Source organism: Neglectibacter timonensis (genome assembly GCF_900048895.1).
GTDB lineage: Bacteria > Bacillota > Clostridia > Oscillospirales > Acutalibacteraceae > Acutalibacter > Acutalibacter timonensis.
This window is the reverse complement of the sequence record NZ_LT160638.1, coordinates 270,493-294,748: the sequence shown is the minus strand read 5'-3', so window position 1 is coordinate 294,748 and position 24,256 is coordinate 270,493. Positions and strand designations below refer to the sequence as shown.

The 24,256-nt window shown below is 52.0% G+C and carries 21 protein-coding genes; 8 read left to right on the top strand and 13 right to left on the bottom strand.

The window, feature by feature from the left end:
- Positions 1 to 174: 174 nt before the first annotated feature.
- From BN3911_RS05085 to BN3911_RS05065, 5 genes are all read right to left on the bottom strand, one after another.
- Positions 175 to 1,005 carry a class I SAM-dependent methyltransferase gene (locus BN3911_RS05085; RefSeq protein ID WP_066862217.1) on the bottom strand — a complete coding sequence of 277 codons (831 nt, stop codon included), beginning with the start codon at positions 1,003 to 1,005 and terminating at the stop codon, positions 175 to 177.
- Between the two features lie 90 nt (positions 1,006 to 1,095).
- On the bottom strand, positions 1,096 to 1,488 hold the full coding sequence (gene tagD, locus BN3911_RS05080; protein ID WP_066862214.1) for a glycerol-3-phosphate cytidylyltransferase: 393 nt from the start codon (positions 1,486 to 1,488) through the stop codon (positions 1,096 to 1,098).
- A 17-nt stretch (positions 1,489 to 1,505) separates the two neighbouring features.
- Positions 1,506 to 2,642: a CDP-glycerol glycerophosphotransferase family protein gene (locus tag BN3911_RS05075; RefSeq protein WP_066862210.1), complete on the bottom strand. Its 1,137-nt coding sequence runs from the start codon at positions 2,640 to 2,642 to the stop codon at positions 1,506 to 1,508.
- Positions 2,635 to 3,939, bottom strand: coding sequence for an oligosaccharide flippase family protein (locus BN3911_RS05070; protein WP_066862208.1), 1,305 nt, complete (start codon positions 3,937 to 3,939; stop codon positions 2,635 to 2,637). Before BN3911_RS05070 ends, BN3911_RS05075 begins: the two co-directional genes overlap by 8 nt.
- A gap of 29 nt (positions 3,940 to 3,968) precedes the next feature.
- Positions 3,969 to 4,943: a glycosyltransferase family 2 protein gene (locus BN3911_RS05065; protein WP_066862206.1), complete on the bottom strand. Its 975-nt coding sequence runs from the start codon at positions 4,941 to 4,943 to the stop codon at positions 3,969 to 3,971.
- Between the two features lie 361 nt (positions 4,944 to 5,304).
- Here BN3911_RS05065 and BN3911_RS05060 point away from each other — a divergent pair, with 361 nt between their 5' ends.
- The 7 genes from BN3911_RS05060 to BN3911_RS17825 all read left to right on the top strand — a co-directional run bounded on the left by BN3911_RS05060 (position 5,305) and on the right by BN3911_RS17825 (position 11,119).
- Positions 5,305 to 6,411: an ABC transporter substrate-binding protein gene (locus BN3911_RS05060; RefSeq protein WP_372496200.1), complete on the top strand. Its 1,107-nt coding sequence runs from the start codon at positions 5,305 to 5,307 to the stop codon at positions 6,409 to 6,411.
- A gap of 15 nt (positions 6,412 to 6,426) precedes the next feature.
- A complete protein-coding gene (locus BN3911_RS05055) occupies positions 6,427 to 7,194 on the top strand; it encodes an ABC transporter permease (protein WP_242871077.1) in 768 nt (255 codons plus the stop codon).
- Between the two features lie 51 nt (positions 7,195 to 7,245).
- Positions 7,246 to 7,848 carry an ATP-binding cassette domain-containing protein gene (locus tag BN3911_RS05050; protein WP_242871076.1) on the top strand — a complete coding sequence of 201 codons (603 nt, stop codon included), beginning with the start codon at positions 7,246 to 7,248 and terminating at the stop codon, positions 7,846 to 7,848.
- A 51-nt stretch (positions 7,849 to 7,899) separates the two neighbouring features.
- On the top strand, positions 7,900 to 8,985 hold the full coding sequence (locus tag BN3911_RS05045; protein WP_066862198.1) for a glycoside hydrolase family 32 protein: 1,086 nt from the start codon (positions 7,900 to 7,902) through the stop codon (positions 8,983 to 8,985).
- A 289-nt stretch (positions 8,986 to 9,274) separates the two neighbouring features.
- Positions 9,275 to 9,670 (top strand): GNAT family N-acetyltransferase, encoded by a 396-nt coding sequence (locus BN3911_RS05040; protein WP_207644500.1) that lies wholly within the window; start codon positions 9,275 to 9,277, stop codon positions 9,668 to 9,670.
- A gap of 239 nt (positions 9,671 to 9,909) precedes the next feature.
- Positions 9,910 to 10,716, top strand: coding sequence for a transposase (locus BN3911_RS05035; RefSeq protein WP_341440499.1), 807 nt, complete (start codon positions 9,910 to 9,912; stop codon positions 10,714 to 10,716).
- Between the two features lie 28 nt (positions 10,717 to 10,744).
- Positions 10,745 to 11,119, top strand: a complete 375-nt coding sequence (locus BN3911_RS17825; protein WP_187127685.1) for a transposase — start codon at positions 10,745 to 10,747, stop codon at positions 11,117 to 11,119.
- A gap of 162 nt (positions 11,120 to 11,281) precedes the next feature.
- Here the strand turns inward: BN3911_RS17825 and BN3911_RS05030 are convergent, their stop codons facing one another.
- From BN3911_RS05030 to BN3911_RS04995, 8 genes are all read right to left on the bottom strand, one after another.
- Positions 11,282 to 12,850: an ABC transporter substrate-binding protein gene (locus BN3911_RS05030; RefSeq protein ID WP_187127684.1), complete on the bottom strand. Its 1,569-nt coding sequence runs from the start codon at positions 12,848 to 12,850 to the stop codon at positions 11,282 to 11,284.
- A 290-nt stretch (positions 12,851 to 13,140) separates the two neighbouring features.
- Positions 13,141 to 14,718 carry an ABC transporter substrate-binding protein gene (locus BN3911_RS05025; RefSeq protein WP_082942107.1) on the bottom strand — a complete coding sequence of 526 codons (1,578 nt, stop codon included), beginning with the start codon at positions 14,716 to 14,718 and terminating at the stop codon, positions 13,141 to 13,143.
- Between the two features lie 39 nt (positions 14,719 to 14,757).
- A complete protein-coding gene (locus BN3911_RS05020; protein ID WP_066862192.1) occupies positions 14,758 to 15,672 on the bottom strand; it encodes a carbohydrate ABC transporter permease in 915 nt (304 codons plus the stop codon).
- 42 nt (positions 15,673 to 15,714) lie between these two features.
- The gene (locus tag BN3911_RS05015; RefSeq protein WP_066862189.1) at positions 15,715 to 16,635 is read right to left on the bottom strand and encodes an ABC transporter permease; all 921 of its coding nucleotides are present in this window, start codon (positions 16,633 to 16,635) and stop codon (positions 15,715 to 15,717) included.
- Positions 16,636 to 16,908: 273 nt separating this feature from the next.
- Complete coding sequence (locus BN3911_RS05010) at positions 16,909 to 18,444, bottom strand: ABC transporter substrate-binding protein (RefSeq protein ID WP_066862186.1); 1,536 nt, start codon at positions 18,442 to 18,444, stop codon at positions 16,909 to 16,911.
- A gap of 408 nt (positions 18,445 to 18,852) precedes the next feature.
- Positions 18,853 to 20,685, bottom strand: a complete 1,833-nt coding sequence (locus BN3911_RS05005) for a cache domain-containing sensor histidine kinase (RefSeq protein WP_066862184.1) — start codon at positions 20,683 to 20,685, stop codon at positions 18,853 to 18,855.
- Positions 20,682 to 22,253, bottom strand: a complete 1,572-nt coding sequence (locus tag BN3911_RS05000; RefSeq protein ID WP_082942105.1) for a response regulator transcription factor — start codon at positions 22,251 to 22,253, stop codon at positions 20,682 to 20,684. Before BN3911_RS05000 ends, BN3911_RS05005 begins: the two co-directional genes overlap by 4 nt.
- Before the next feature lie 208 nt (positions 22,254 to 22,461).
- The gene (locus BN3911_RS04995) at positions 22,462 to 23,271 is read right to left on the bottom strand and encodes a helix-turn-helix domain-containing protein (protein ID WP_082942104.1); all 810 of its coding nucleotides are present in this window, start codon (positions 23,269 to 23,271) and stop codon (positions 22,462 to 22,464) included.
- A 157-nt stretch (positions 23,272 to 23,428) separates the two neighbouring features.
- On the opposite strand from BN3911_RS04995, the gene BN3911_RS04990 reads away from it, so the two are divergent.
- Positions 23,429 to 24,247, top strand: a complete 819-nt coding sequence (locus BN3911_RS04990) for a sugar phosphate isomerase/epimerase family protein (protein WP_066862178.1) — start codon at positions 23,429 to 23,431, stop codon at positions 24,245 to 24,247.
- Positions 24,248 to 24,256 lie beyond the last annotated feature (9 nt).

Sequence of the window (24,256 nt, the reverse complement as noted above, 5' to 3'; positions counted from 1 at the left end):
GCTATCGGACAGAAAATACGGACACACCAGACTTTTCAAAATGGTGTGTCCGTATTTTTTCTGCAAGTGCCAGAGCTATTTGACGAAACCTACGGACAGACGCTTTTTCCAGCCAGCATTGATCTCCGGCTTTCTCCGTTTCTACAGTCTGTCACAGAACTGCATCCCTGCCAATTATTTTTCCAATAATACGGCAAGAGTAGGGCTGTCTTCACGGTAAGGCATGCCCGCGATATCCCCAAAGATACCGCAGACCTTAAACCCGCTTTCTTCCGCCTCTTTCCGCAGAGACTCCCTGGTAAAGCAGGTGTCCCATAGCTGGTAGGTCATCATACCCCTGTCAGAGAGGACTGTAGTCTGCTTCAACGTCACAAGATTCGGATACCGGTACTGTCCGCACAGGGCAACATAGCCCTCTTCCCGCCAAAATCCTCCTTGGGGACAAACTTCCCAGGTCTGCGCTTCCTGAAACGAATCATAGGTTACAACGGAAAACACATCGAACAGGAATTTTCCGCCTGGCTTCAGCTGCCGGTAGATCCTGTTCATCAATCCCTTTCTGTCAACATCCGATAAGGCGCCATAATCGCAATAGATCATGGTTGCAAAATCGAAGGGTTCCCGGAATGACATCTCCAGATAATCCTGGCAGAAATAAGCAATGTCCAGCCCTTGCCCTGCCGCGGAGCGTCTCGCATACTCTATGGACCTTCTAGAGAAATCAATGCCCGTCACTCGATAGCCCTGCCGGGAAAATCTTTCCGTATACAGCCCCGGGCCGCATCCAACGTCAAGCAACGAAGAAAACTCTGCCGGTGGGACGAGCTCTTTAATCCAGGAGGCCGAGCTTTCAATAAATTCCAGCTTTCGGCTTGCCCCTTCAAATTCGGGATCCAGGTGAGCCTTGAGCATCTGTTGAGAAATATAGGAGTCGTTCCAAAACTCTCCTTTCGTCTTCGTATAGAGCGGCGGCTTTTCTAAAGCCTGAAGTATATCATAATACATGAAATTTTATCCCTCCTGTGTGTAAAGGAAAAGCCGCAGAGTAAATCTGCGGCTTTTCCTTCGATTGCTGGGGCAGCGCCGCCCGGTTTCTCATCTATCATTGAGATCCTTCTTGATCTGGCTGGTAGAAATTTCCGGAGTACGGGGCAGATAGACCACCTCGCAGAACTCCTTGAGAAAATCGAATTTCCCTTCCCAATCGTTCCCCATCACAAAGGTGTCCACATGGTACTCCCGGACGTCGGTGCGCTTTTGCTCCCAGCTTTCCTCCGGGATCACCAGATCCACATACCGGATTGCTTCCAGCAGCTGCTTGCGCTTTTCATAGTCAAAATAGCATTTCTTCCGCTTTTCTTCCCAGTTAAACTCATCGGTGGAGAGGGCCACAATCAGATAGTCTCCATACTGCTTAGCCCTGCGCAGCAGATTGATGTGCCCATAATGGAGCAGGTCAAAGGTACCGTAGGTGATCACTCGCTTCATGAAGGTTTTCCCCCGTTCTAAATTTTTTGCCTTTGTTCAATCCAATCCGCCACTGCCTGGGCGGCATGGCCGGTTTCCTGCACGCCAAACTCTTCCCGAAACTGTTCTTCCCTGGCGGCCTGTTCCTCCTCATCGAAGGAATGGATCGCCTGCTCCAGCCCGTCGTTATCCTCGGTCAGGAGATAGGGCAGCTTCTGCAGGTCGAAATAAAAATTCCTGTCCCCCCGGTAGGCCTCCAGATCGTTGACATAGAGGAAGCAGGGCTTTCCGGTGGCCATATAATCGAACATCACCGAGGAATAATCCGTCAGCAGGGCGTCGCTGGCCAAGTACAATTCCTGAATATCAGGATATTCCGAGGCATTTTTTACAACCTCAGGATCAAAGGGAATCTCCGCCGCTTTCCCTGCAATATTGGGGTGCAGCTTCAGCAGCACCGTCCACTCCCCGCCGAATCTATTCCCCAGCGCCCTGGCACAGCGGGAAAAATCCACGTCGTAAACGGAAACACCCTTATCCTTTCGGAAAGTGGGCGCATAAAGCAGGAGTTTCTTATCCTCAGGAAGAGAGAGAGCCCTCCTCACCTTGCTTTCCAGATCCGGATGCTCCTGGGCAAGGATGTCGTTGCGGGGAAAGCCGCATTCCAGCACCTCGCCGTCATACCAGAATCCTTTCTGATAAATCTGCGTCAAAAAGCGGGAGTTTGAGACAAACAGGTCGGCCATCCGGGAATCCTGCCTGGCCGCCCGGATATAATCCTCCGGCAGGGCCTTCTCCGCATCCTTTTCAATCCGTTTCAGCGGGAAACCGTGCCAGGTTTGAATATAAAGCTGTCTGCCGCGCTTTTTTGTATAAGCCCATTTGCGGCAGCTGTCCACCCATACCCCGGCGGTACACTGGTGGTAGATTGCCGCGGCGCTGTCCAGCAGCAGCGGCTTTACTCCCTCGGGCAGGGAATTCGCTTCCTGCTCTCCCTTTACGACCCAGCAGACCGTATAACCGCGCTTCAGCAGTTCTTCCCCCACAGCCGCGGGGCTGTCGGACCAGCCTCTGCCGTAAAAGCTTTGGCACACCGCTTTCCCGGGCTGCTTCGGCAAAAGGGAAAAAAGCTCCCACAGCACGTTTCTCTTGATTTTGTGCAGTACCTCATTCATCCAAAATCTTCTCCTCTATCTTTCCCGCCTCTTCAGGACGAAGCCGGTTCCGGTTCAGGAAGATCACCACGACCCGGAACAGCAAAATCAGGAATTCCGTCAGGGACGTGAGCAGGCACAGCGTCAGCACATCGAGATGCCCGGTGAAAAAGGCTATTCCCAGGTTGATCAGGTGGATCACCGTGCCGAACACTGTGGATAGGTTGGCATACTTGGCAAGACCCATGGCCCCCAGAGTGGGGAAGCCCAAAACATAGTTGGGCAGGGTGAAAAGCACCACCGGCAGCAGGGCCCGCAAAGGCAGGATGCTGGCCCCAAAATCATCTCCGAAGAACCCGATGCAGATCGGCTCGGCGAACACAAAAAGCACGCCGCAGCCCAGGGCGATCAGCGGCATAAAGATCAGCAAAGTCCTCTTGATCAGCTTGAAATTCCTGTGCTTGATCATATGGGGATAAAGGCTGTCCGAAATGGGATTCATCATATTCCGCACCGGCGTAATGATCTTGTCCGAAGCGGCGGAATAGGTCCCGGCCAGCGCCCCGGAGGCATCCATGCCTCCCAGAATGATCGTGTTGGTGGAGGTATATACGGTGGAGGCGATTTTGGAGACAAAAAACCAGAAGGACTCCTTGATCTCCAGGAAGACCTCTCTCACTGTCACCCGGCAGAAATGCACCCCCATCTTCTTGATGAGATGCCAGTACACCGCCACAATCGCGCCGGTGTTCCCGATGGCTGTGAACAAGGGCACCAGAAAATACTGTTCCTTGGTACGCAGAAACAAAAAGATCATGGCAGTGAAGAACAGCTTGATCAGCACCGTACGCACCGTTATGATGGACATGCGTTCCAGGCCCTTATACATGTAGTCGGGCAGGAAGGAATTGGTGCCCGTGGCCAGCAGATAGAAAAAGTACATCAGCCGCATGCTGTTGTCCTCCAGCCCGGGAGAAATGCACAGTTCCACCACCAGCAGCGACACCGCAAAGAACAGCGCCTTCGCCCAGGTGACGCAGGTCAGCACCTTAGAGAGCACCTGTGGGTCATCCCTGTGGCGGGAAATTTTGGCCACCGCCGAGAGGATGAACCCAAAGTCCATCAAAAGCTGAAAATACATCATGATGGCGGCAGCCACATTGAGCTTGCCGAAAATTTCAGCGCCCATAATACGGGTTTGGTAGGGCACGGTGACCAGGCCTAAAAACATATTGGAAAACTGCAGGATATACAGCATCACCGCATTTTCGATAAAGCTGCCTTTTTCCCGCTCTTTCCACTTCTTTATCAAATTCATCTGATTCTCCCTTTCGGACCGCGCCTAAATTACCCCTTGAGCTGGAACAGCAGGGCGATGAGGAAATACCACTTCCTTTGCAGCAAAAAGAGCAGTAGCTTTCTGTTCCTTCCCAGCCTGTCCAAATACCGGTTCTTTCTCCAGTCAGGGAACTCGTGCTCCAGATATTCCGCAAACCGGGGGAGCAGCGGATGTTTCCTGTCAATGCGCAGCACCCGCACCGAGGCGGTGAGGTAAGCGTGATACAGCGTCAGATAACACAGTTCCTCCCGGTACTCCTGGAACATTCCCTGCGCCTTGAAATAGGAAAGGATATCGTCAAAGGCCTCCAGGATTTCCACGTTCCGGTCCGCGTTGAGGTTTTTGGTGATGGAGCCCTCCCGCAGCAGGTAGTTATAACCGATATCATCGAGAAACACAGCTGTTTTCGCTGCCAAAAACAGCTTTAAGGTAGTGCGGATATCCTCATACCATACCCGGGGCGGATAGCGCACTGCCGACTCCCGGAACAGAGCTGCTCGGTACAGCTTGTTCCACGCACAGGGCGCCGTAAGGTAAATTTCCCGATGCTCCGTGACCGTCAGCGGCATATCCTTGGGCAGTTCTTCCCGGAAGACCTGAATCTGCTTTCCCAGCTCGTCCACGGAGCGGAAGGCAAACATCACCAGCTCCGCCCCAGTCCTCTCCCCCGTTTCGCGGGCCTTTTGCAGAATTTCCGGCTCCAACCAGTCATCGCTGTCCACAAAGAGCAGCCATTCCCCGTTTGCCGCCTCGATTCCTGTGTTTCTCGCTCCGCCCAGTCCGGCGTTGGGCTGATGAATCACCCTGACCCTGGCGTCCTTTCCGGCAATCCGGTCGCAGATAGTCCCGCTGGCGTCCGTAGAACCGTCGTCTACCAGAAGCAGCTCAAAATCAGGGTCCGTCTGGGCTAAAATCGAGTTTGCGCATTTTTCCACATACTGTTCCACATTATAAACGGGAACCACAATACTGGTTTTCGGCAAAGCGCCACCCCCTCAGGAAATTTTCTCCCCGGTTTTCGAAGAGACCCCATTTCTGTTACTTTACAAAAGTTTTCCTCTATTATACACACTCTCCCATATTTTTGCAACGCGGAGGAAAACTGTTGCAGGACATCTCCGCATGTCTGCCCGCCCTTGATTTCTCCCGGAAAAAAGCATATAATTTGCCCGGGCAGCAGTCGACTGCCCGGGCCCGGATACAAGCGCAATCCTCGTTCCTTTCGGGCTGACTCACGACAGTATGCGCCGTCCGGGACAATTTGCAGGGTGGGCGGCGAAACAGAAATTACAACGCGCTGAAATCCTGTTTTCAGCCTTATACAGAAAGGATGACGATCTGAACATGATGAAAAAAAAGATAACCTCCCTGTTTCTGGCCCTTGTTCTGGCAGCAGCCATGACGGGCTGCAGCAGTTCTGACAACAACTCTTCTCCCAGTTCCCAGGCTTCCTCCGGCACAGAGAGTTCCTCTGTGTCTTCGGCGGTGTCTTCTACACCGGGCGTTCCGGCGGAAGACTCCTCTCAGCCCTCTCCCGAATCCGCGGCGTCAGGGGAGAAAATCCGGGTGGCCGCCCTGAAGGGGCCCACCGCCATGGGCCTGGTCAAGCTCATGGATGACAACGACCACTCCGAGGCCCCCCAATACGATTTTTCCATCTACGCCTCTCCCGACGAGATCACCCCGAAGCTGGTTCAGGGGGAATTGGATCTGGCTGCCGTGCCCGCAAACCTTGCCAGCGTTCTCTATAACAAAACTGAGGGAAAGATTCAGGTTTTGGCGGTGAACACCCTGGGAGTGCTGTACATTGTGGAGAGCGGGGACAGCGTCAATACGGTGGAAGATCTGCGCGGCAGGACCATCTTTGCCAGCGGCAAGGGATCCACGCCGGAATATGCGCTCAACTATATGCTTTCTCAGAACGGTATTGACCCAGAAAAGGACGTGTCTATAGAATGGCGTTCCGAGCATTCGGAATGTGTGGCGGCGCTGGCCAGTACGGAAAACGCGGTAGCCATGCTGCCCCAGCCCTTCGCCACCACCGCATTGACCAAAAATGAGAATATCCGCATCGCCCTGGACATGACGAAAGAATGGGAAAAGCTGGCTCAGGATAACGGCTCACCCACTACGCTGATCACCGGCGTGGCGGTAGCCCGGACGGATTTTGTACAGCAGAATCCCGAGGCTGTGAAAAAATTCCTGGAGGAGTACAGCAGTTCCGTCACCTATGTGACGGAACAGAACGACGCTGCAGCCGAACTGGTGGGAAACTACGACATCGTTACCGCAGAGGTGGCCAAAAAAGCGCTTCCACAATGCAATATCACCTTTTTGTCCGGCAGCGACATGAAGGATAAGCTTTCTTCTTACCTCTCCGTCCTGTTTGAACAGAATCCCCAAGCCGTGGGCGGCAAGCTCCCCGCGGACGATTTCTACTATGCCGGATAGATGAAACAACGTCGTGTGCCGCCTGAACTGACGCCCGGGAGGAGGCGGTTTCTCCGCCTGGGCGCGGCTGTATTCTGGATTGCCGTTTGGCAGCTTGCCGCCATGTTTATCCATCAGGAAATCTTGCTGGCTTCCCCGGTTTCGGTGGCGGCCAGACTCATTTCCCTCCTGCCGGAACCCTCCTTTTGGAGGGCTGTCCTGTTCTCCTTTTCCCGCATCACCCTGGGTTTTCTCCTGGCCTGCCTCTGCGGGATTCTTCTGGCGGGGCTTGCCTCCCGTTTCTTCTGGGCCCAGGTGCTCATCCAGCCTCTGATGGGCGTTATCAAGGCCACCCCTGTGGCTTCGTTCATCATTCTGGTGCTTATCTGGCTGCCTTCCCGGCATCTCTCTATTTTTATCTCCTTGCTAATGGTCACGCCCATCATCTACTCCAACACCCTGGCGGGCATTGGGAACATGGATCAGAAGCTTCTGGAAATGGCGGATGTATTTGAAGTGCCGTTCCGGCGGCGTCTGCGGTATTTCCATATTCCCCAGGTGCTTCCCTTCTTTCGCTCAGCCTGTGCGGTATCCTTAGGGCTGTGCTGGAAAGCAGGCGTTGCGGCAGAGGTGATCGGCCTGCCCCAGGGTTCCATCGGGGAACGCCTGTACCAGGCCAAAATCTATCTGGAAACACCTGAACTCCTGGCCTGGACGCTGGTTATCATTCTCATCAGCATGGGCTTCGAAAAACTATTTCTTTGCCTGCTGGATACCGTCAGCCACAGGCTGGAACAGGGCTGACAGTGCCCTGACGTTTTCCCTGGAACCCTTCTCATGAAAAGGAGCCTCCTCATGATCGAAATCAGACATCTGGACAAGAGCTTTGGAGAAAAGCAGATCTTCCGGGACTTTTCCTGTTCCTTTCCGGAGGGGGAAACCACCTGCATCATGGGCCCTTCAGGCTGCGGAAAGACCACACTGCTGAACCTGCTGTTGGGCCTGGAGCAGCCGGACAGCGGCTCCGTTTCCGGAATGGCAGGAAAAAAGAGAAGCATGGTGTTTCAGGAAAACCGCCTGGTGGAGGGAATGGGTCCCGTGCCGAACCTTCGTCTGGTGAACCCCGCAGTCACCAGGAAGGAGGCGGAGGAGATGCTCCGCGCCCTGGGCCTTTCCGACAGCCTGCATCAGCCTGTCAGAACTCTGTCCGGCGGCATGCGGCGCCGCGTTTCCATCCTTCGCGCTTTGGCCGCTGAATATGATATTCTCTTTGCCGACGAACCTTTTAAAGGCCTGGATGAGAAAACAAAAAGCCAGGTGATTTCTTATTTCCAGGAAAAGACCCGGGGGAAAACCGTATTGCTTGTCACTCACGACAGAGAAGAGGCCCAAGCGGTGGGCGGATTTCTTCTGGAGCTGGGAAACAGACATTGTGTTTTTTCTTCGCCTGAGGTATGATGAAAGGCAGGAATTGCGGTAAAAATCTCAGATAGAAAGGCAGTGTACAAAATGAGCGATCTTCCAAGGCTTATGCACCATTTCGAACCGAAAAAAGGATGGATCAATGACCCGAACGGGCTCTGCTTTTTTGGAGGGAAATATCATGCTTTCTTCCAGCATTATCCCTTCGAGGCCAAATGGGGGCCCATGCACTGGGGCCATGCCGTGAGCGAGGACTTGGTAAGCTGGGAAGAACTGCCCATCGCCTTGTACCCAGACATGCCCTATGAAAACGGCGGCGGCTGTTTTTCCGGATCCGCCCTAGAAAAGGATGGGGTTCTGTACCTGATGTACACCTCCGTTTCCAAGGAACACGGGCAGACTCAATCCATTGCTGTCAGCCGGGACGGCCTGCATTTTGAGAAGCTCCCGGAAAACCCGGTGATTCCCCAGAGCCCCCTGGACTCAGAAAACCGCGATTTCCGAGACCCAAAGATTTTCCCCTATGGGGACGGCTATCGTATGGTCTGCGGCGCAGGGCAGGGCGGCATGGGCTACGTGCTGCTGTTCTGCTCTCCCGATCTGCTTCATTGGGAGTATGCAGGCAAGCTCTTTGAAAGCGATCAGTTCGGGGCCGTACCGGAATGTCCTGACTTCTTTCCGCTGGGGGATAAATGGGTGCTGCTGTTCTCCCGTATGGATACCCGTTCCGCCCAATTTATTGTAGGTGAATTTGACGGCGTACACTTCACGCCGGAATCCTATCAGCAGCCGGAATGCGGTACCGACTTCTACGCCCCCCAGACCTTCCTGGACGGGAAAGGCCGCCGTCTGATGATCGGCTGGCTCTATAACTGGGACCGCAAGGTGCCGGAGGGGGCTTCCTATGCCGGAGCGCTGAGCGTCCCTACCGAACTGACACTGCGGGACGGAAAGGTTTTTCACTACCCCGCAGAGGAAACTCAGAGCCTGCTGCGCGGAGAAGACGAGCATCTTCTCCGGCAGGACGGTGTGCTGAAGGTGACAAACGGAGAGCGCATCCTGCTGGAGCGTCCCCTTTCCCAGGTATCGGATGCAGCGGTACTGCGGGATACCAAAACCTGTGAGGTCTTCCTCAACCGTGGAGAGCAGAGCTGCACCTTTTATTTTATCTGAATGTCCGAGGCCGGCAACTTCATTTCATTCGGAGAGGCCAAAAAGCGAGCCGCAGAAAACTGCGGCTCGCTTCAGGCTGTCAAAAAAAGCCGCCTCGCAGCAACTTTTTTGACAGCCTGCGAGCGCGTAATAAATCGTGCCCTGTCGTTAATGTTCCTGTAGGAAAAAACTCTATATAAAAGCCCCTCGGCGGCGACGTCTGACCGCAGAAGAGCTTGGATATTTTTGGACAACTTAATGCTTTCGTGATATACTGCTGGAAAGAACAATAAATTCGGAGGCTACGCACATGGTTACATATATAGAAAACGAGCCTACATCTTCTAAAGCGATTGTCGCCCTTCGTCGAAGCGTTGGTTGGAATGGCATGGAGAGCTGCTATAACAATCCGCTAATGGTTTCGTATTATCATATCGCTTGCTATTATGACAAAAAACTTATTGGATATGTCGATACCGTTTCAAACGGAGTTACTGATGCCTACATTCAAGATTTGGTAGTTGACCCAGCATATCAAGGGCAAGGGGTTGGTACAGAATTGATGAATAGGATTATTTCAATACTAAAGGAAAAGAAAATTCTTTGGATTTCAGTAATGTATGAGGAGAAACTACAAGACTTTTACAAACGGTTTGGCTTCTTTCAAATGCTCTCTGGAGCAATGCAAACTTATGAGATGGAGTAGCGCATCGGGTAGTTTGTCACCGGCTTCTTTGAAGCGCGTGACCCACTTTGACAGTTACCGCGTTGCGGATAACTCAGGCTGTTAAAAAGTCGCCTTGAGGCGGCTTTTTTGGTATAATAAGCACAGGTGATGAAAGATGCTAGAGCGTGCAGAAGATAAGCGGAATCAAGTAAAAGTAGTGGACATAGAAGGGCTAGTGCCGTCAGAGCACCTGCTGCGAAAGATCGGACTTCGATCGAGTGTACGGGGTGGTGGAGCACCTATATAGCGAAGATAGCGGTCGCCCAGCAGCAGATCCAATGGTGCTGGTGAAGATGGCTTTGTTGCAGCATCTGTACGGGATTCGGTCACTGCGCCAGACGGTTATGGAGATCAATATGAACATCGCGTATCGGTGGTTCTTGCACTACGACTTGGATACAAAGGTACCGCACTTTGCGACGGTGAGCTACGCTTTTGCGACGCGGTTTCCGAGCGAGCTGTTCGAGGAGATCTTTGCGTGGGTACTGGAAGCGGCGGTAGAGCGAAAGTTCGTGGAAGCGAAGCGGGTGTTCATCGACGCGACGCACATCAAGGCGAGTGCGAACCGGAAGAAACACCGGAAGGTGCTGGCGCAGCACACCGCGTGCGTGTACGATGACCAACTGCGAGCAGAGATTGATGCAGATCGTGCGGCACATGGCAAGAAGCCCCTGAAGGACGATGACCACGATGACGAACCGAAGCATGGCAGCGGGCGAATGGCGAAGGAATCGACGAGTGATCCGGAGAGCGGACTGTTCGTGAAGAGTGATCACAAGGTGGAGTTCGCCTATACGGCGTATGTATCGTGCGACGAGCACAACTTCGTACTGAACTGCGAGGTGACACCGGGAAACGTACACGACAGCAAGGTATTCGATACCGTCTGTGAGCGTACGGTAGAGGCATTCCCGGATGTAGAGACAGTCGCAGTAGACGCAGGCTACAAGACACCCTGGATCTGCAAGACGATGGGCGAAACCTGTCGACTGCATATAAAAAGCGGGATTCTTTCGCAGCTATGAGTATATCTACGATGCGTATTATGACTGTGTGCTCTGCCCAAACAACCAGGTGCTTTCGTACAGCACGACCAGCCGCGATAGCTACAGGGAGTTCAAGAGCAACCCTACGATCTGCGCAAATTGTCCGCATCTTCAGCAATGTACCCACAGCCGAAACCATCAGAAAGTTGTGCAGAAGCTCATCTGGGAATCACACGTGGAGCGTGCGGAGGACTTCCGGCACAGCGAGGAGGGCAAGGCAAGTTACACCTTGCGAAGCCAAACGATTGAGCGGGTGTTCGCGGATGCAAAGGAGAAGCACGGCATGCGCTACACGCTACTTAGAGGGCTTGATCGAGTTCGAAACTGGGTCAGGCTCAAGTTTGCTGCCATGAACCTCAAAAAGCCAACATTGTGGGCATAGGAGTCGTACTTTACAGCGCCTCATAACGTCATTTGCACCCGATTTTATGCGCAAAGTTGGTTCTTCTTTCATGGAAAACCAACTTCTTTGACAGCCTGAAGCGAGCCGCAGAAAACTGCGGCTCGCTTTTTGTATCCAGTCTTTTTCGGGAATTTTTTTCGACTATTTCATTGAAGCAGCATATTCATCCAGCTGCTTTTGAAGCTCTTCCCGAACCTTTTCAATGCCAGCTGCTTCCATCTTCGCCTGATAATCCTTCAGGCCGCTCTCGATGTCCACGTATGCCAGCTCCAGCGGCTGCCAGTACTGCTGAATCACATTCTGTACAGCGGCGTATTCGGTTTCAATATTCGAGGTATTGATATTGAATCCCTGATATTTTTGACTGCCCTCGCCGTTCTTTTCTTCGATATATTTGTCAAACCCAGCTTTCTGCTCCTTCAGATCAGGCGGAGCGCCGTAAGAATCCTTGGTGAACTCCGTTGTGCGGGCGGCCCAGCAGGCGGAAAAACCGTAATCGTCGCTGTTCAGCGCCTTGACCTGGTCATCCACAAATTCATAGGAAGTCCCCTCGATCCCGTAGAAGAATGCATTGAAAGCGTCCTCGTCGCTGGTGATCAGCTCATAGAGCATCAGGGCGCGCTCCGGATTTTCCGACGTGTTGGAAATGACCAGGGCGTCCTGGGTAAAGGGCAGGTTGGAAACATCCTTGACAAAGTTTGCATATTTGATGCCCCACTCCGGGTGTTCAATATACTCGCCCGAATAGGAATCAATATTGTGGACGCGGCTGGCAGCCTTGCCGCCCTTGAACTTCTGGGAGTCCGTGTCGGACAGCGCGGATTTGGTAAAGTACCCATTGTCATTCCAACGTTTCATCATCTGCAGGAATTCCGGCGTCTTGTCGTATTCATACCAGGCCATCAGCTTCGGGCTCTCCTCATTGGGGTCAAACCACAAGAAGTTGGCACTCTTGGGCGCATAGAAACCCTGCTCCTGCATCCAGACGTCGTCCACGCCGGAACCGGCCTGGTAAACCTCATAGGGTTCCATCTCCGGAGCAGCTTCCTTCACATAACCCAGGTAAGCCTCATAATCCGCCAGATTCTCCATCTTGCCGTCCCAGTCCGTGCCTTCCAAAATGTCGGTGCGATAGATGGGACCAAAGGCGGAATAGGTGGCAAGCAAAGTGGGGATGCAGTAATAGTGCCCATCCACTGTAGCCTGCTGCAGCGCCGCTTCTGACTGGCGTTCAAAGTTCTTTGGTGCATATTGGGGCCAAATTTCATCCAAAGACTTGAAGGCGCCCTTCTGCGCCAGGGCAGCGTAGTTCAGCCAGGTGGCGGTATAGGCCATGTCGAATTTCTCCCCGGAGGAAAACAGCAGCGGGTATTTGTTGGGATACTCTGCCCAGCCGATCCAGTTTACCTTCAGCGTACAATTGAGCTTTTCTTTGAACAATTTGTTGAAATTGGCATCGATATCGTCTTGTTTGGCAGGGCGGTCACTGACCACATACATGGAGAGTTCTACCTCCTTCGAGGTATCTGTCTCTCCCGTATCTGCCGAAGCAGGGTCTGCCGCCTTAGAGGAGGAGGTTGTTTCCCCCTTGGACGCCTGGGAGGCTTTTCCCGAAGAACTGCCGTCCGTCTTGTCCCCACAACCGGCAAAAACACTCATCAGCATTGCCGAAGCCAACAGAAGAGCTGCGAATCTCTCGAACCGTTTCATAAAATAGCACCTCCATACCACATCACATATTTCCATTGCCGGAACCGGCAAACGAATGGAACCTTCTTTTTTCATTCTACTCTGCCCCCATCCGGGATGGTACCGTAATAAAATATGATTCAGAGGAATATCTTACGCTATTTGAGCTAATTAGCACTATTTTTTAAATCATATATTACAAAATTGTTTTAAACTGCACAAACATAACAATCAAATGCTTCCACAGCAAAAAAACTCCGGCCCGGATAATCCGGGCCGGAGTTTTTGTCTTTAGAAAAAAGGGAAAGCTTTTATTTCGTGGAAGCAATGAATTCATCCAGCTGCTTCTGAAGCTCTTCACGGACCTTCTCCACGCCCGCTGCTTCCATCTTGGACTGGAAGTCGGCAAGACCGGACTCCAGATCCACATAAGCCAGCTCCAACGGCCACCAGTACTGCTGTACTACATTCTTGCAGGCCGCAAACTCCGTTTCAATGTTGGAAGTGTCAATGACAAAGGCCTGATACTTCTGGGAGCCTTCGCCGCCCTTCTCTTCAATATGCTTATCAAAGCTGTCCTTCCAGGTCTTCACATCCTCGGGAGAACCGTAAGAGGGCAGGTTAAACTCTGAGGTACGGGCTGCCCAGCAGGCAGAGAATGCATAGTTGTCGGAATCCAAAGACTTGACCTGATTGTCAACAATCTCATAGGAAGTTCCTTCAATGCCGTAATAGAATGCGCGATAGGCATCCTCATCGCTGGTGATCAGGTCGTAGAGCGCCAGTGCCCTTTCAGGATTCTCCGCCGTGTTGGAAATAACCAGCGCATCCTGGGTGAAGGGCAGGTTGGAAACATCCTGTACAAAGTTCGCAAATTTGAAGTTCCATTCCGGCTTATCGATCGCACGGGACTCGTAGGTATCGATGTTGTGAATGGTGCAGGCTGCCTTGCCGGTCTGTACCTTTTGGGAATCCGTGTCGGAAAGGGCGGACTTGGTGAAGTAGCCATTATCGTTCCAGCGCTTCATCATGTTCAGGAAATCCATAGCGCCGTCATACTCATACCAGGTCATAAACTTGGGATTTTCCGCACTGGGATCAAAGAACAGGAAATCCACGCCCTTGGTAAAGAAATAACCCTCTTCAGCCTGCACATACATGTTGTCCACTTCAGAACCGGACTGATAGACGTTGTAGGGTTCCATCTCAGGAGCGGCAGCCTTCACAGCACCCAGATAGGCCTCCAAATCCGCAAAATTCTCCATCTTTCCGTTCCAATCCGTGCCTTCCAGAATGTCGGTACGGTAGATGGGTCCATAGGCGGAATAGGTAGCAAGCAGGGTGGGAATGCAATAATAGTGCCCGTCCACCGTGGCCTGCTGCAGAGCAGACTCGGACTGACGCTCGAAGTTCTTCGGCGCATACTTCGGCCACATCTCATCCAAAGATTTAAACGCGCCCTTCTGTGCCAGGGAAGAATAGTTCAGCCAGGTGGCGGTGTAAGCCATATCAAACTTTTCACCGGAGGAGAACAGCAGCGGATACTTGTTGGGATATTCAGCCCAGCCGATCCAGTTGACCTTCAGCGTGCAATTGAGCTTCTCTTTGAAAAGCTTGTTGAAATTGGCATCGATATCATCCTGTTTTGCAGGGCGGTCGCTGACCACATACATCACAAGCTCTACTTCCTTCGAAGTATCCAAATCGCTGCCACCTTCTGCTGTGGAGCCTTCTGATGCTTCAGAGCCTTCCGATGCCGTGCTGGCCTTGGACGACGTTTCTTCCTTCTTCGAGGAAGAGGACGACGTCTTATCGCCGCAAGCCGCAAACACGCTAACTGCCATTGCCAGAGCCAACAGTAGCGACACGATTCTCACTGACTTTTTCATTGCAGTACCTCCAGATTTCTCTATTATTTGGCGATTGGCTCAACCCTTGACAGAGCCGATCGTAATGCCCTTGACGAAGTACTTCTGCACGAAAGGATAGAAGAGAATGATAGGACCGGTAGCAACCACTGCCATGGCCAGTTTCAAAGAGTTGGAGGGCAGGTTTTCCACCTTGATGCCCACCTGGCTGGCAATAGCCGCCAAAGCCTGCTGCTTCTGCAGCATATTGTAGAGCATGTACTGCAGGGGGAATTTTGTTTCAGTATTCATGTAAAGCATGGCATTGTACCAATCGTTCCAATAGCCCAGGGCCATGAACAGGCCGATGGTGGCAAGACCGGATTTCAGCAGGGGCAGAACAATCTGAACGAAAATACGGAACTCGCCCGCGCCGTCTATTTTGGCCGATTCTATCAGCGCCGTCGGCACTGTGTTGACAAAGCTGCGCATAATCAACAGATAGAACACGTTCATTATTCCGGGCAGAATCAACGCCAGGAAATTATCCTTCAGGTGCAGGTACTGGATGTAGAAAATATAGGTACTGATCATTCCGCCGTTGAACAGCGTGGTAAAATAGAAGAAAAACGAGATTTTGTTGCGGTATTTAAAGTCCTGGCGGCTGATGACATAAGCTGTCATCGTAAGCAGGAACAGGCCCAAAATAGTGCCGACCGCCGTAATGAAGATGGTGACTCCATAAGCGCGGAGCACCTTCTCCGGCGATTTAAAGATAACCCCATAGGCCTCGGTGGTAAATTCCTGGGGCAGGATACTGTACCCATTAAAACGGATCGCCTGCTCCGAACTGAAGGAGCCGGAAATCAGCATGACAAACGGCAGCACGCACAACGCAGCCAATAGGGTGATAAATACATAGGAAATGATGTTAAAGACGATACGCGATGAAGTCAATTTAATTTTATTAGATCTCTCGACTGTTGCAGTCGCCATAAATAACCCTCCGTTTCTAAATTTTGCGTAGTGTCTGTCCGGTCAGAACAAGGCGTAATCCGCTTCGACCTTTTTGACGATCTGGTTTACGACCATGATAATGATGAAACAGAGGACAGATTGATAAAATGTGGCGGCTGCCGTCATACCGAAGTTGGAATTGGTCAGCAGGGAACGGAAAACATAGGTGTCGATCACGTCCGTTGCATCGTAAAGCTGACCGTTGTTGCCAACGATTTGATAGAACATCTCGAAGTCGCCCCGCAGAATACGTCCAACCTGAAGCAGCAGCATCGTGATGATGGTGGGCCGGATGGACGGAAATGTGATATACCAGATTTTCTGGAACACATTGGCGCCGTCGATATCCGCAGCCTCATAGCACTCGGCATCAATGCTGGTGATGGCCGCTATGTAAATGATGGAGTTGTATCCCACCCATTTCCAGGCGTTGAAGATACAGATGATCCAGGGCCAAACCCCGGGCATAGAATAGACATTGACCTTCTCTCCGCCAAAAGCGGTGATGATGTTGTTCAGTACGCCGGTCTCATAGTTAAAGATGTTGAACACAAAGGTGCCGACGATAACCCAGGAAATGAAGTAAGGCAGGAAGATAACCGACTGGGTAATCTTTTTGAAAATCCTGCCGGTGAGCTCTGAAATGATCACGGCCACAACAATTGCCAAACCTTGGGATGTGATCAGGTTCAGAAGATTGTACAAAATCGTGTTGCGGGTGATCAGCCAGCCGGCGCCGGATTGGAACAGGTACCGGAAGTTTTCCAATCCATTCCACTCGCTGCCGAACACACCCAGGTCAAACCTGTAGTTCTTGAAGGCTAGAACCAGGCCCGACATTGGCAGGTAAGACATCACCAGTACCAACAGTACTGTGGGCGCTACCATAAAGAACAAAGCCTTGTTCTTTTTGAACTCATACACGAAACCGTGCTTTTTCATGTGCTTTCCCCCTTGTGTCATTTGAACAAAAACAAATAATACCCAGAAGCTTTCTCTGTTTATTTGGTTTATAATATTGTACTATACTCCCCCTCGTAATTGAAACGGGACAAAACTATGATTTCAAGGATTTTATTATGATTTTGTTTAGAATGGCTCCTTTTTAAAAGTGAATTATTTCAATTTTGATACATTTTGTCCTGGAACACTCTCCTTTTATCGATAGAAAAGGAGCACAGAAGAATTCTCCCTGTGCTCCCCAGGACACTGTTATTATTTCTCTTTCAGCGAATCCAGGTACTCGTCCAACTGGCGCTGTACTTCCTCCCGTATCCTTTCGATACCGGCAACCTCCATCTTTTCTTCATATTCCTGCAGGCCGGATTCCGCGTCGGTGTAAGCCAGTTCCAGAGGCCACCAGTACTGTTGATGCACGTTCTGGCAGGCAGCAAATTCCGTTTCAATAGCGGCGGTGTCCATGACAAAGCCGGTATATTTTTGTGATCCCTCCCCCTTCATCTCCTCAATATGACTGTCAAAGGAAGCCCGGATGTCAGGCAGATCCGCCGGGGATCCATAGTCATCCATATCAAATTCCGGGGTGCGGGCGGACCAGCAGGCGGAATACACAAAATCGTCCGGCGCCAGGTTCTCGATCTGGCCGTCAATGATCTTATAGTTTACACCTTCCACACCGTAATAGAAAGCGTTAAACACCTCTTGGTCGCTGGTGATTAGATCGTACAGCATCAGGGCCCTTTCCGGGTTTTTGCTGGTAGAGGCAATCGCCATGGCGTCCTGCGTAAAGGGCAGGTTCGACACGTCGGAAACCAGGTTGGCATACTTGACGCCCCATTCCGGATGACGGATGTATTCGTCTGGATAAGCATCCAGGTTTGTGATGCGGGAGGCCGCCTTACCGCCTCGGAATTTCTGCGAATCCGTATCGGACAGAGCAGATTTGGAAAAGAAGCCCTTTTCATTCCAGCGGCTCATCATTGTGAGGAATTCCGGCGTATCCCCATACTCGTAATAGGTGAACACCTGCGGTTTTTCCTCGCTGGGGTCCAGCCACAAAAATCCTCCGGTAAGACCGTACAGGCCTTTGCTCTTCATATAAACCTCATCCATATCGGAGCCGGACTGATAGACATTATAGGGTTCCATCTCGGGAGCAGCCTCTTTGGCATACTCCAGAAACTCCTCATAATCAGCAATCGTTTCCATCTTTCCGTCCCAGTCCGTCCCTTCCAGAATATCAGTGCGATAGGTAGGGCCGGATGCAGAATAGGTTCCCAGCAGGGTGGGTATGCAGTAGCTGTGGCCATTGACCTTGGACTGACGCAGCGCCATTTCTGATTGGCGTTCATAGTTCTTCGGCGCGTATTTGGGCCAAAGCTCATCGAGTTCCTTGAAGGCTCCCTTTCTGGCCAACGGTGAAAAATTCAGCCAAGTGGAGGTGTAAGCCATGTCAAACACCTCGCCGGAAGAAAACAGCAGAGGATACTTGTTCTTGTACTCCGCCCAACCGATCCAGTTTACCTTGAGGGTACAGTTGAGCTTTTCCTCAAACACTTTGTTGTAGTTTTCCTCCACCTGGTCCTGAACCACGGGCCGGTCGCTGACCACATACATGGAGAGCTCCACTTTTTTGGAGATGTCCTCCCCCGCTGCCTCGGAAGACGCGGCGCCAGAAGAGGGCGTGTCCTCTGAGGACGCTTTCCCCTTCCCTGTTCCGCAGGCCGTGCATGCGCATACCAGAAGTGCGGCCACAAGCAACAGTGCCGTGAGCCTGATGGTTCTTTTCATTACAATTCCTCCCAATTTCTGGCCTTTATCTTTCGGCCGTCCCCGAGGGAAGACCGCAAAGCCCCAAAAGAGTGCCGGACATTCTGACCGGCGGAACCAGGCGGCGACCGTCCGGCTCTTTTTTTGCATGCCCTCATTTTACTTATCACACGTTAATAATGTAAGACCAGAAAAGTACGATTTACAGGAAAAACTTATGCACATTACACATAGAAAACCCAGGGACCTGTTTCTCTGCACAGCAGTATCGTTTGTCAGCCGTGCTTGCTATTGTAGCAAAAAAGCCTTCCGGCAGCCTTTGAATGCTGCCGGAAGGCAAAACCTCTAGCGTAAAAAACTCCCAAAAGCCAAAATCCCCACCAGGCTTTCAGAACCGGTTCTACGCCTCCCACGACCATGTACAGGCGATCACTGGACGTGCCGCTCCATCTCCTCCGGCGTCATGGCAGGAATACGGATGGTGACCGCCGTGCCGTGACCCACCACGCTGCGGTAGGTCAGCCCGTAGGCGTCCCCATAGGAGAGTTTCAAACGGGAATCAATATTTTTCACCCCGTAACCGTGAGAGTCGGAGGAATCGGCGCAAAGCAAAGCTTTCAGCTGATCTTCCGTCATCCCCATACCGTCGTCCTCCACAGTAAATACCACGTCCCCTTCCTCCCGCAGGGCTGAGATCGATACATTGCATTCCTGGATATAGGGAATCTCCGCAATACCGTGCATGATGGAATTTTCCACCAGAGGCTGAAGGATGATATTGATGCACCCAAGAGGCAGCAATTCCTCCGGCACATCTGTTTTCAGGCTGATGGCTCCGTCAAAATGGTGATTTTGAATCTTGACATAGGCTTCTACATGCCTCAGTTCCTGCTCAATCGTCACCACCTGCTGCCCGCGGTTCAGGCTGATACGGTAAAATCTGGCCAGGCTTTTGGCAATTTCAGCAATTTCAGGCGCGCCATGGTCCATCGCCTCCCAATTGATCAAATCCAGCGTATTGTAGAGAAAGTGCGGGTTGATCTGAGCCTGCAGCGCCTTCAACTGGGCAGATTTCACCGCCTTGCCGGATTTATACTGCTGTTGCATCAGCTCCTTGAGCTCTTCCGTCATATGGGAAAAGCTCCGAAATAGCTGGCCGATCTCATCGTTACTGGGCTTTTCCATCCCCACATTCAGATCTCCGCCCCTCACCGTATGCATCATGTCTGTCAGCAGTTTCAGCCTGTGGGTATAATACCGGGCAATAAGAACAGACACCGTACATACCACCGCTACGGCGAACAGGGAAAGCACCAGGATAACGGATCCGATCTGAGTCATCTGGCGGTTAATTTCCTTTTCCGGAACCAGAGCAATCAGCGTCCAATCCGCCAGCTTCAGCCTCTGCTGATTCATCAGATAGCTTTCTCCAGCCAACGTCTGAGCAGTCCACTTTCTAACCTTTCTGTCGTATTGGGGCAAAGTTCCATTTTCGGAAAGCGTCTTCAGCAGTCCGCCGCCTCCGCCGGAAGCGCTGATCACCGCGCCGGCATCATTGACCAGATAGACCGCTCCCGTAGTGGTAATATCCGATTTTTCCAGCACGCTCCTCAACTGAGAGGTGAGAATGCTCACCTGCTCTACGCCGATAGGCGTAGCAGTACCGTCCGTATTCCGGATCGTGCGCAGCAGGGATACCAGATTCACCGTATAGATCTGTCCCGGTATCTTTACCTCTTCCGGCTCGGTAAAATACACCATTTCCGTTTGGCTTTTGCGAAGGAACTCTTCATAATCCACCCTGCCCTCCAACTGGGAAACCCCGGCAAAATGCCGCTGATTGCTGGAATAGAAGATATCATCCGGAATAAAGACCCTGGAACGGTAAATGGTTTCTACCATTTCCACCGAAGTAAATACCTTGTCTAACTGCAGAAACTCCCGGTACTGAACGCCGAAATTCCGGTGTCCATTGAACGTAGGAGAGCTCATGGCCTGCTGTAGGTCATTATTATAATAGATCAGGTCCGAAACATAGATCATGGTTTCCAGATAATTTTCCAAAAACGACTGGGCCTGGTCGCAGGATTTCTCCGCCGTATGAAGAAGCTGCTCCCGATAATTTCGTGTGATGAAGTAATTGAGCAGTATCATAAGCAGCAGCAAAATCAACACTACGGTACAGGAAAAAGTCACAGCGAGCTTTGTGCGCATGGAATGGCGTGAAAACCAATCTTTAAACAGGCGTACAGGATTTTTCACAATAGATTTTTCTCCCTGTATTCAGAGGGTGTTACCCCAGTTTGCTTTTTAAAAATCTTGGCGAAATAATTGGCATCCTCATACCCGACCTGCTTGGATATATGGTACAGCTTGAAACGGGGATTCCGCAGCAATTCCTTGGCGCGCTCAATCCGCACGGAGGTCAGGTACTCCCAGATGGTCTTTCCGGTTTTCCTTTTGAACAGACCGGAAAGATAGGTGGGTGTCAAATAGACGTTCTCCGCCAGCTGTTTGACGGATAGATCTTTATCCCCATATTCCTGCTGAATCAGACGGATTACCCGCAGTACTACGGAACTATTGCTGTCGTCCCGGCTGTTCAACGCAAATATTTCGTGAACCTGGGCACGCAGGAACGCGTTCAGATCATCAATCGTATCCAGTCCCTCCAAATGCTGCGCATCGGTTTCCTGCCTTTTTGCCATGTCGGACCGGTCGTAAGGAAACAGACGGAGGGATTCCTCCTCCAGTTCCCGCTCCAAACTGAAATAAAGCCCCTGTACAAAGGCGGAAGCAACCGCCTCTCCCTCCCGCAATGAGGCGGCCAAACGGTCCAGCACCTGCGAAGCCGCTTCCTCGCTTCCCATGCTCAGCGCCTGCCGGAATTCCGCCGGGTAATCCGCACCCAGATCCAAGGGCCGGTCCTTCCTCCCCCGCTCCGCCGACTTTCCATACCCCAGATAAAAAACCGTCTTTTCGGCCTCATGGGCGCTTTGATAGGAATGGGAAAGGCCATGTGGATTCCGCACCGGCTCCCCCAGGGCGAAGAACAGCCGCACACCGTCCACCAGTCCTGTCGCTGCCCGGGAAATCGCTTTCAGGAGACAGCTGCCGTTGCCCACAGCCTCCTCCGTGCCGCACAGCAGCAAGATCAGCCGCCGGTTATCCCAGAACTCCCCATAAACGGAGCAGTCCCTCTCTGTAAACGCCCGTATCCCAGCCGTTTCCCACAGTGCGCTTCGAAACCTCGACAGATTGGTGACTGCCGGCGAGAGCCGCAGAATACAGATACGCATCAACGGGTAACCTTCCCGGAAAAGCCCGCTCTCCTCCAGGTTCTGTTCTGAGGATTCTCCAGGTTCCCTGCCGCGGAGGAGAGAAAAAAATGCCTCTCTTCGAAGATATGCTTCGCTTTTGGAAAGCCGTTCCCCCTCGTTGCGATGGCGCCGGGTCTCCAGAATAGACGCCATCGCCTTTTGCACCGCCCTCTTCAATTCCTCCGTATCCACCGGTTTCTCCACGTAATTTACCGCTCCCAGTTCAATGGCGGCTTTCAAATATTCCTTGTCGGAATATCCGCTGATAAAGATAATACGGCATTCCGGATATTTTTCATGCAGGATCGTACACATTTCAACCCCATTCATACCGCGCATACGGATGTCGGAAAGCACCAGATCCGGCTGAAAATCCTCACACATAGCCAGCGCCTCCTGACCGCTCTCTGCGGTCTGAATCATATCCACTCCGAGGCCCTTCCAGTCCATATAGCGCAACAAACCATTCCGGGTAGCAGATTCGTCATCCACAATCAATAAACGTATCACAATACATCCTCCCTCTACCTAACAGTCCTACTTTTCTGTGCTGCTTTACAGCACAGAAAGCTGAAGGAGAACGTTCTCCTTCAGCCCATCGGCGGCGTTGCCGCCAATGGAAATTCATAGCAGAATTGTTCCTGTTTTTCCAAAATCGTGTATGGTAGTCTGCAGAAAAAACTTTATAATTTGAAATAGGCGTGTCCGATTATTTTGGCTATTCCTGCCAATCGACATCCTCTCGATATTTTTGCCGGAATTTTCCGGGAGACATCCCCTTCAGCCGCCGGAAAACCCGATGAAAATAGGAATATGTACCAAAGCCTGAGTTTTCTGCAATCTCTTCCAAGGTGGAACCCGTATATTTCATCTGTTCTATGGCAAAGTTCAGGCGTACCTCCATCAGGTAATCCACAATGCTGCGGCCTGTGATCTCTTTGAACAGATGGATGGCTCGGGATTCGCTGAGGGATACATGCTCAGCCACGTCGGCCACCCGCAGCTTTTCCACCGCATGATCCTCAATAAAGCGGCGCATGCGGAACACGATGAAATCCGATTCGCCCTTCTGCCCCTGGTTAAGAAGCCGCTTGACGGAAAGGCAAAAGGTCCGCAGCAGGGATTCCAGGTATTCTTCATCCCCCGCCTCCGGCACCCGTCTCGTCTCCCGGATCAGCAGCCGCCACAATTCCAAAAGAGATTCGTTGGGCGGCACCCGGGTAAGTTTTCTTTCACCAATTTCCCGGTACCAGTCGGTCACCCATTCCCCGCGGCAGATGAGGTAATAATCTCCGCTGACATCAGCAGGGTCATCTGAAAGTTTGTCTTTTCTCAGTTTCAGTTTATCCCCGGGAGCCAGCGTCAGCAGGTCTCCCTTGCACAGTGTAAACTGTTCCCCGTCGTTGAGCCGAGCTCCGCATTCTCCGTGAGACTGCAGCCGGATCAAGTAGTGCCGGTTGCCGCCGATTTCTTCTGGAAAATCGCACTGCCGGTGGACGGAATATCCGCACATGACGATGGAATCCAATGGTATTTTTCCCCCCTTGCACCGACCTAACGTAAACTGCTTTTACCTATTTACTAGCAAGGATACCACAAAGAGGGAAAAACGACAAGAGCGATCGTTCCGGAAAGTCCGGATTAAAATAACCGATCAAACAATGATAAAGGGAGGAACATGAACCATGAACAAAATGAAAGCAGCCATGATCGGCTTTCTGCCGAAAGAACAGGACCCCTACGAGGTGCTGGAATCCTACGCCAAGCTGGGCTACAGCGCTTTTGAGGGCGCCGACGTCCTGCTGCGGGAGGGAGACCCTGCCGAAAACCTGAAGCGCGTCAATTCTTTCGGTATGCAGCCTCTGGCCGTTGGCTACAACATCTGGGATCCGCCCGCTGTGGCCGACGTGATCGACCGCGCCAAGAAAACCGGCGTTAAGCGCGCCGCCTGCTATGCCGGCTGTGCGGGAGCCTACCGTTTCGGCATGCGGAACGACCCGCCCTCCTACGACGAGCTTATGAAGGAGTGCGAACAGTTCGACAAGGCTGCAGAGGAACTGGGAAAAGAGGGCATCGTTCTCTCTTTCCACAATCATGACGCTGAATTTTTGCAGAAGCTCAACGGCGTTCCGGTGATCTACCTGATGGCCGCCAACACCCAGTACCTGAAGTTTGAAGTGGATTGCGGCTGGGTCACCTACGCCGACTATGATCCCATCAACTTTATGAAGGGTCTGGGAGACCGCATGACCGCTGTACATATTAAGGATTTTGTGGCCGGACCTCCGGTAGAGCGTCACGAGCCTGACGGCAGAGTGACCAGCATGCCTCGTTTCACCACCCCCGGCACAGGCGCTCTCGACCTGAAGGGCTGCCTCGAGGCCGCTCAGGCTGCAGGCATGGATTACGCCATTGTAGAGCAGGACTTCCAGTTCAATCTGACCGAGGCGGAAACCCTGCGGGCCGCCTACCTCAACATGAAAGAAACCGGCTTTGTCGAATAATCTCAAGGG

Coding starts and splice junctions, on each gene's coding strand:
- BN3911_RS05085 (WP_066862217.1), bottom strand. CDS start 1,005: ATGTATTATGATATACTTCAGGCTTTAGAAAAGCCGCCGCTCTATACG.
- tagD (WP_066862214.1), bottom strand. CDS start 1,488: ATGAAGCGAGTGATCACCTACGGTACCTTTGACCTGCTCCATTATGGG.
- BN3911_RS05075 (WP_066862210.1), bottom strand. CDS start 2,642: ATGAATGAGGTACTGCACAAAATCAAGAGAAACGTGCTGTGGGAGCTT.
- BN3911_RS05070 (WP_066862208.1), bottom strand. CDS start 3,939: ATGAATTTGATAAAGAAGTGGAAAGAGCGGGAAAAAGGCAGCTTTATC.
- BN3911_RS05060 (WP_372496200.1), top strand. CDS start 5,305: ATGATGAAAAAAAAGATAACCTCCCTGTTTCTGGCCCTTGTTCTGGCA.
- BN3911_RS05050 (WP_242871076.1), top strand. CDS start 7,246: ATGATCGAAATCAGACATCTGGACAAGAGCTTTGGAGAAAAGCAGATC.
- BN3911_RS05045 (WP_066862198.1), top strand. CDS start 7,900: ATGAGCGATCTTCCAAGGCTTATGCACCATTTCGAACCGAAAAAAGGA.
- BN3911_RS05040 (WP_207644500.1), top strand. CDS start 9,275: ATGGTTACATATATAGAAAACGAGCCTACATCTTCTAAAGCGATTGTC.
- BN3911_RS05030 (WP_187127684.1), bottom strand. CDS start 12,850: ATGAAACGGTTCGAGAGATTCGCAGCTCTTCTGTTGGCTTCGGCAATG.
- BN3911_RS05025 (WP_082942107.1), bottom strand. CDS start 14,718: ATGAAAAAGTCAGTGAGAATCGTGTCGCTACTGTTGGCTCTGGCAATG.
- BN3911_RS05020 (WP_066862192.1), bottom strand. CDS start 15,672: ATGGCGACTGCAACAGTCGAGAGATCTAATAAAATTAAATTGACTTCA.
- BN3911_RS05015 (WP_066862189.1), bottom strand. CDS start 16,635: ATGAAAAAGCACGGTTTCGTGTATGAGTTCAAAAAGAACAAGGCTTTG.
- BN3911_RS05010 (WP_066862186.1), bottom strand. CDS start 18,444: ATGAAAAGAACCATCAGGCTCACGGCACTGTTGCTTGTGGCCGCACTT.
- BN3911_RS04990 (WP_066862178.1), top strand. CDS start 23,429: ATGAACAAAATGAAAGCAGCCATGATCGGCTTTCTGCCGAAAGAACAG.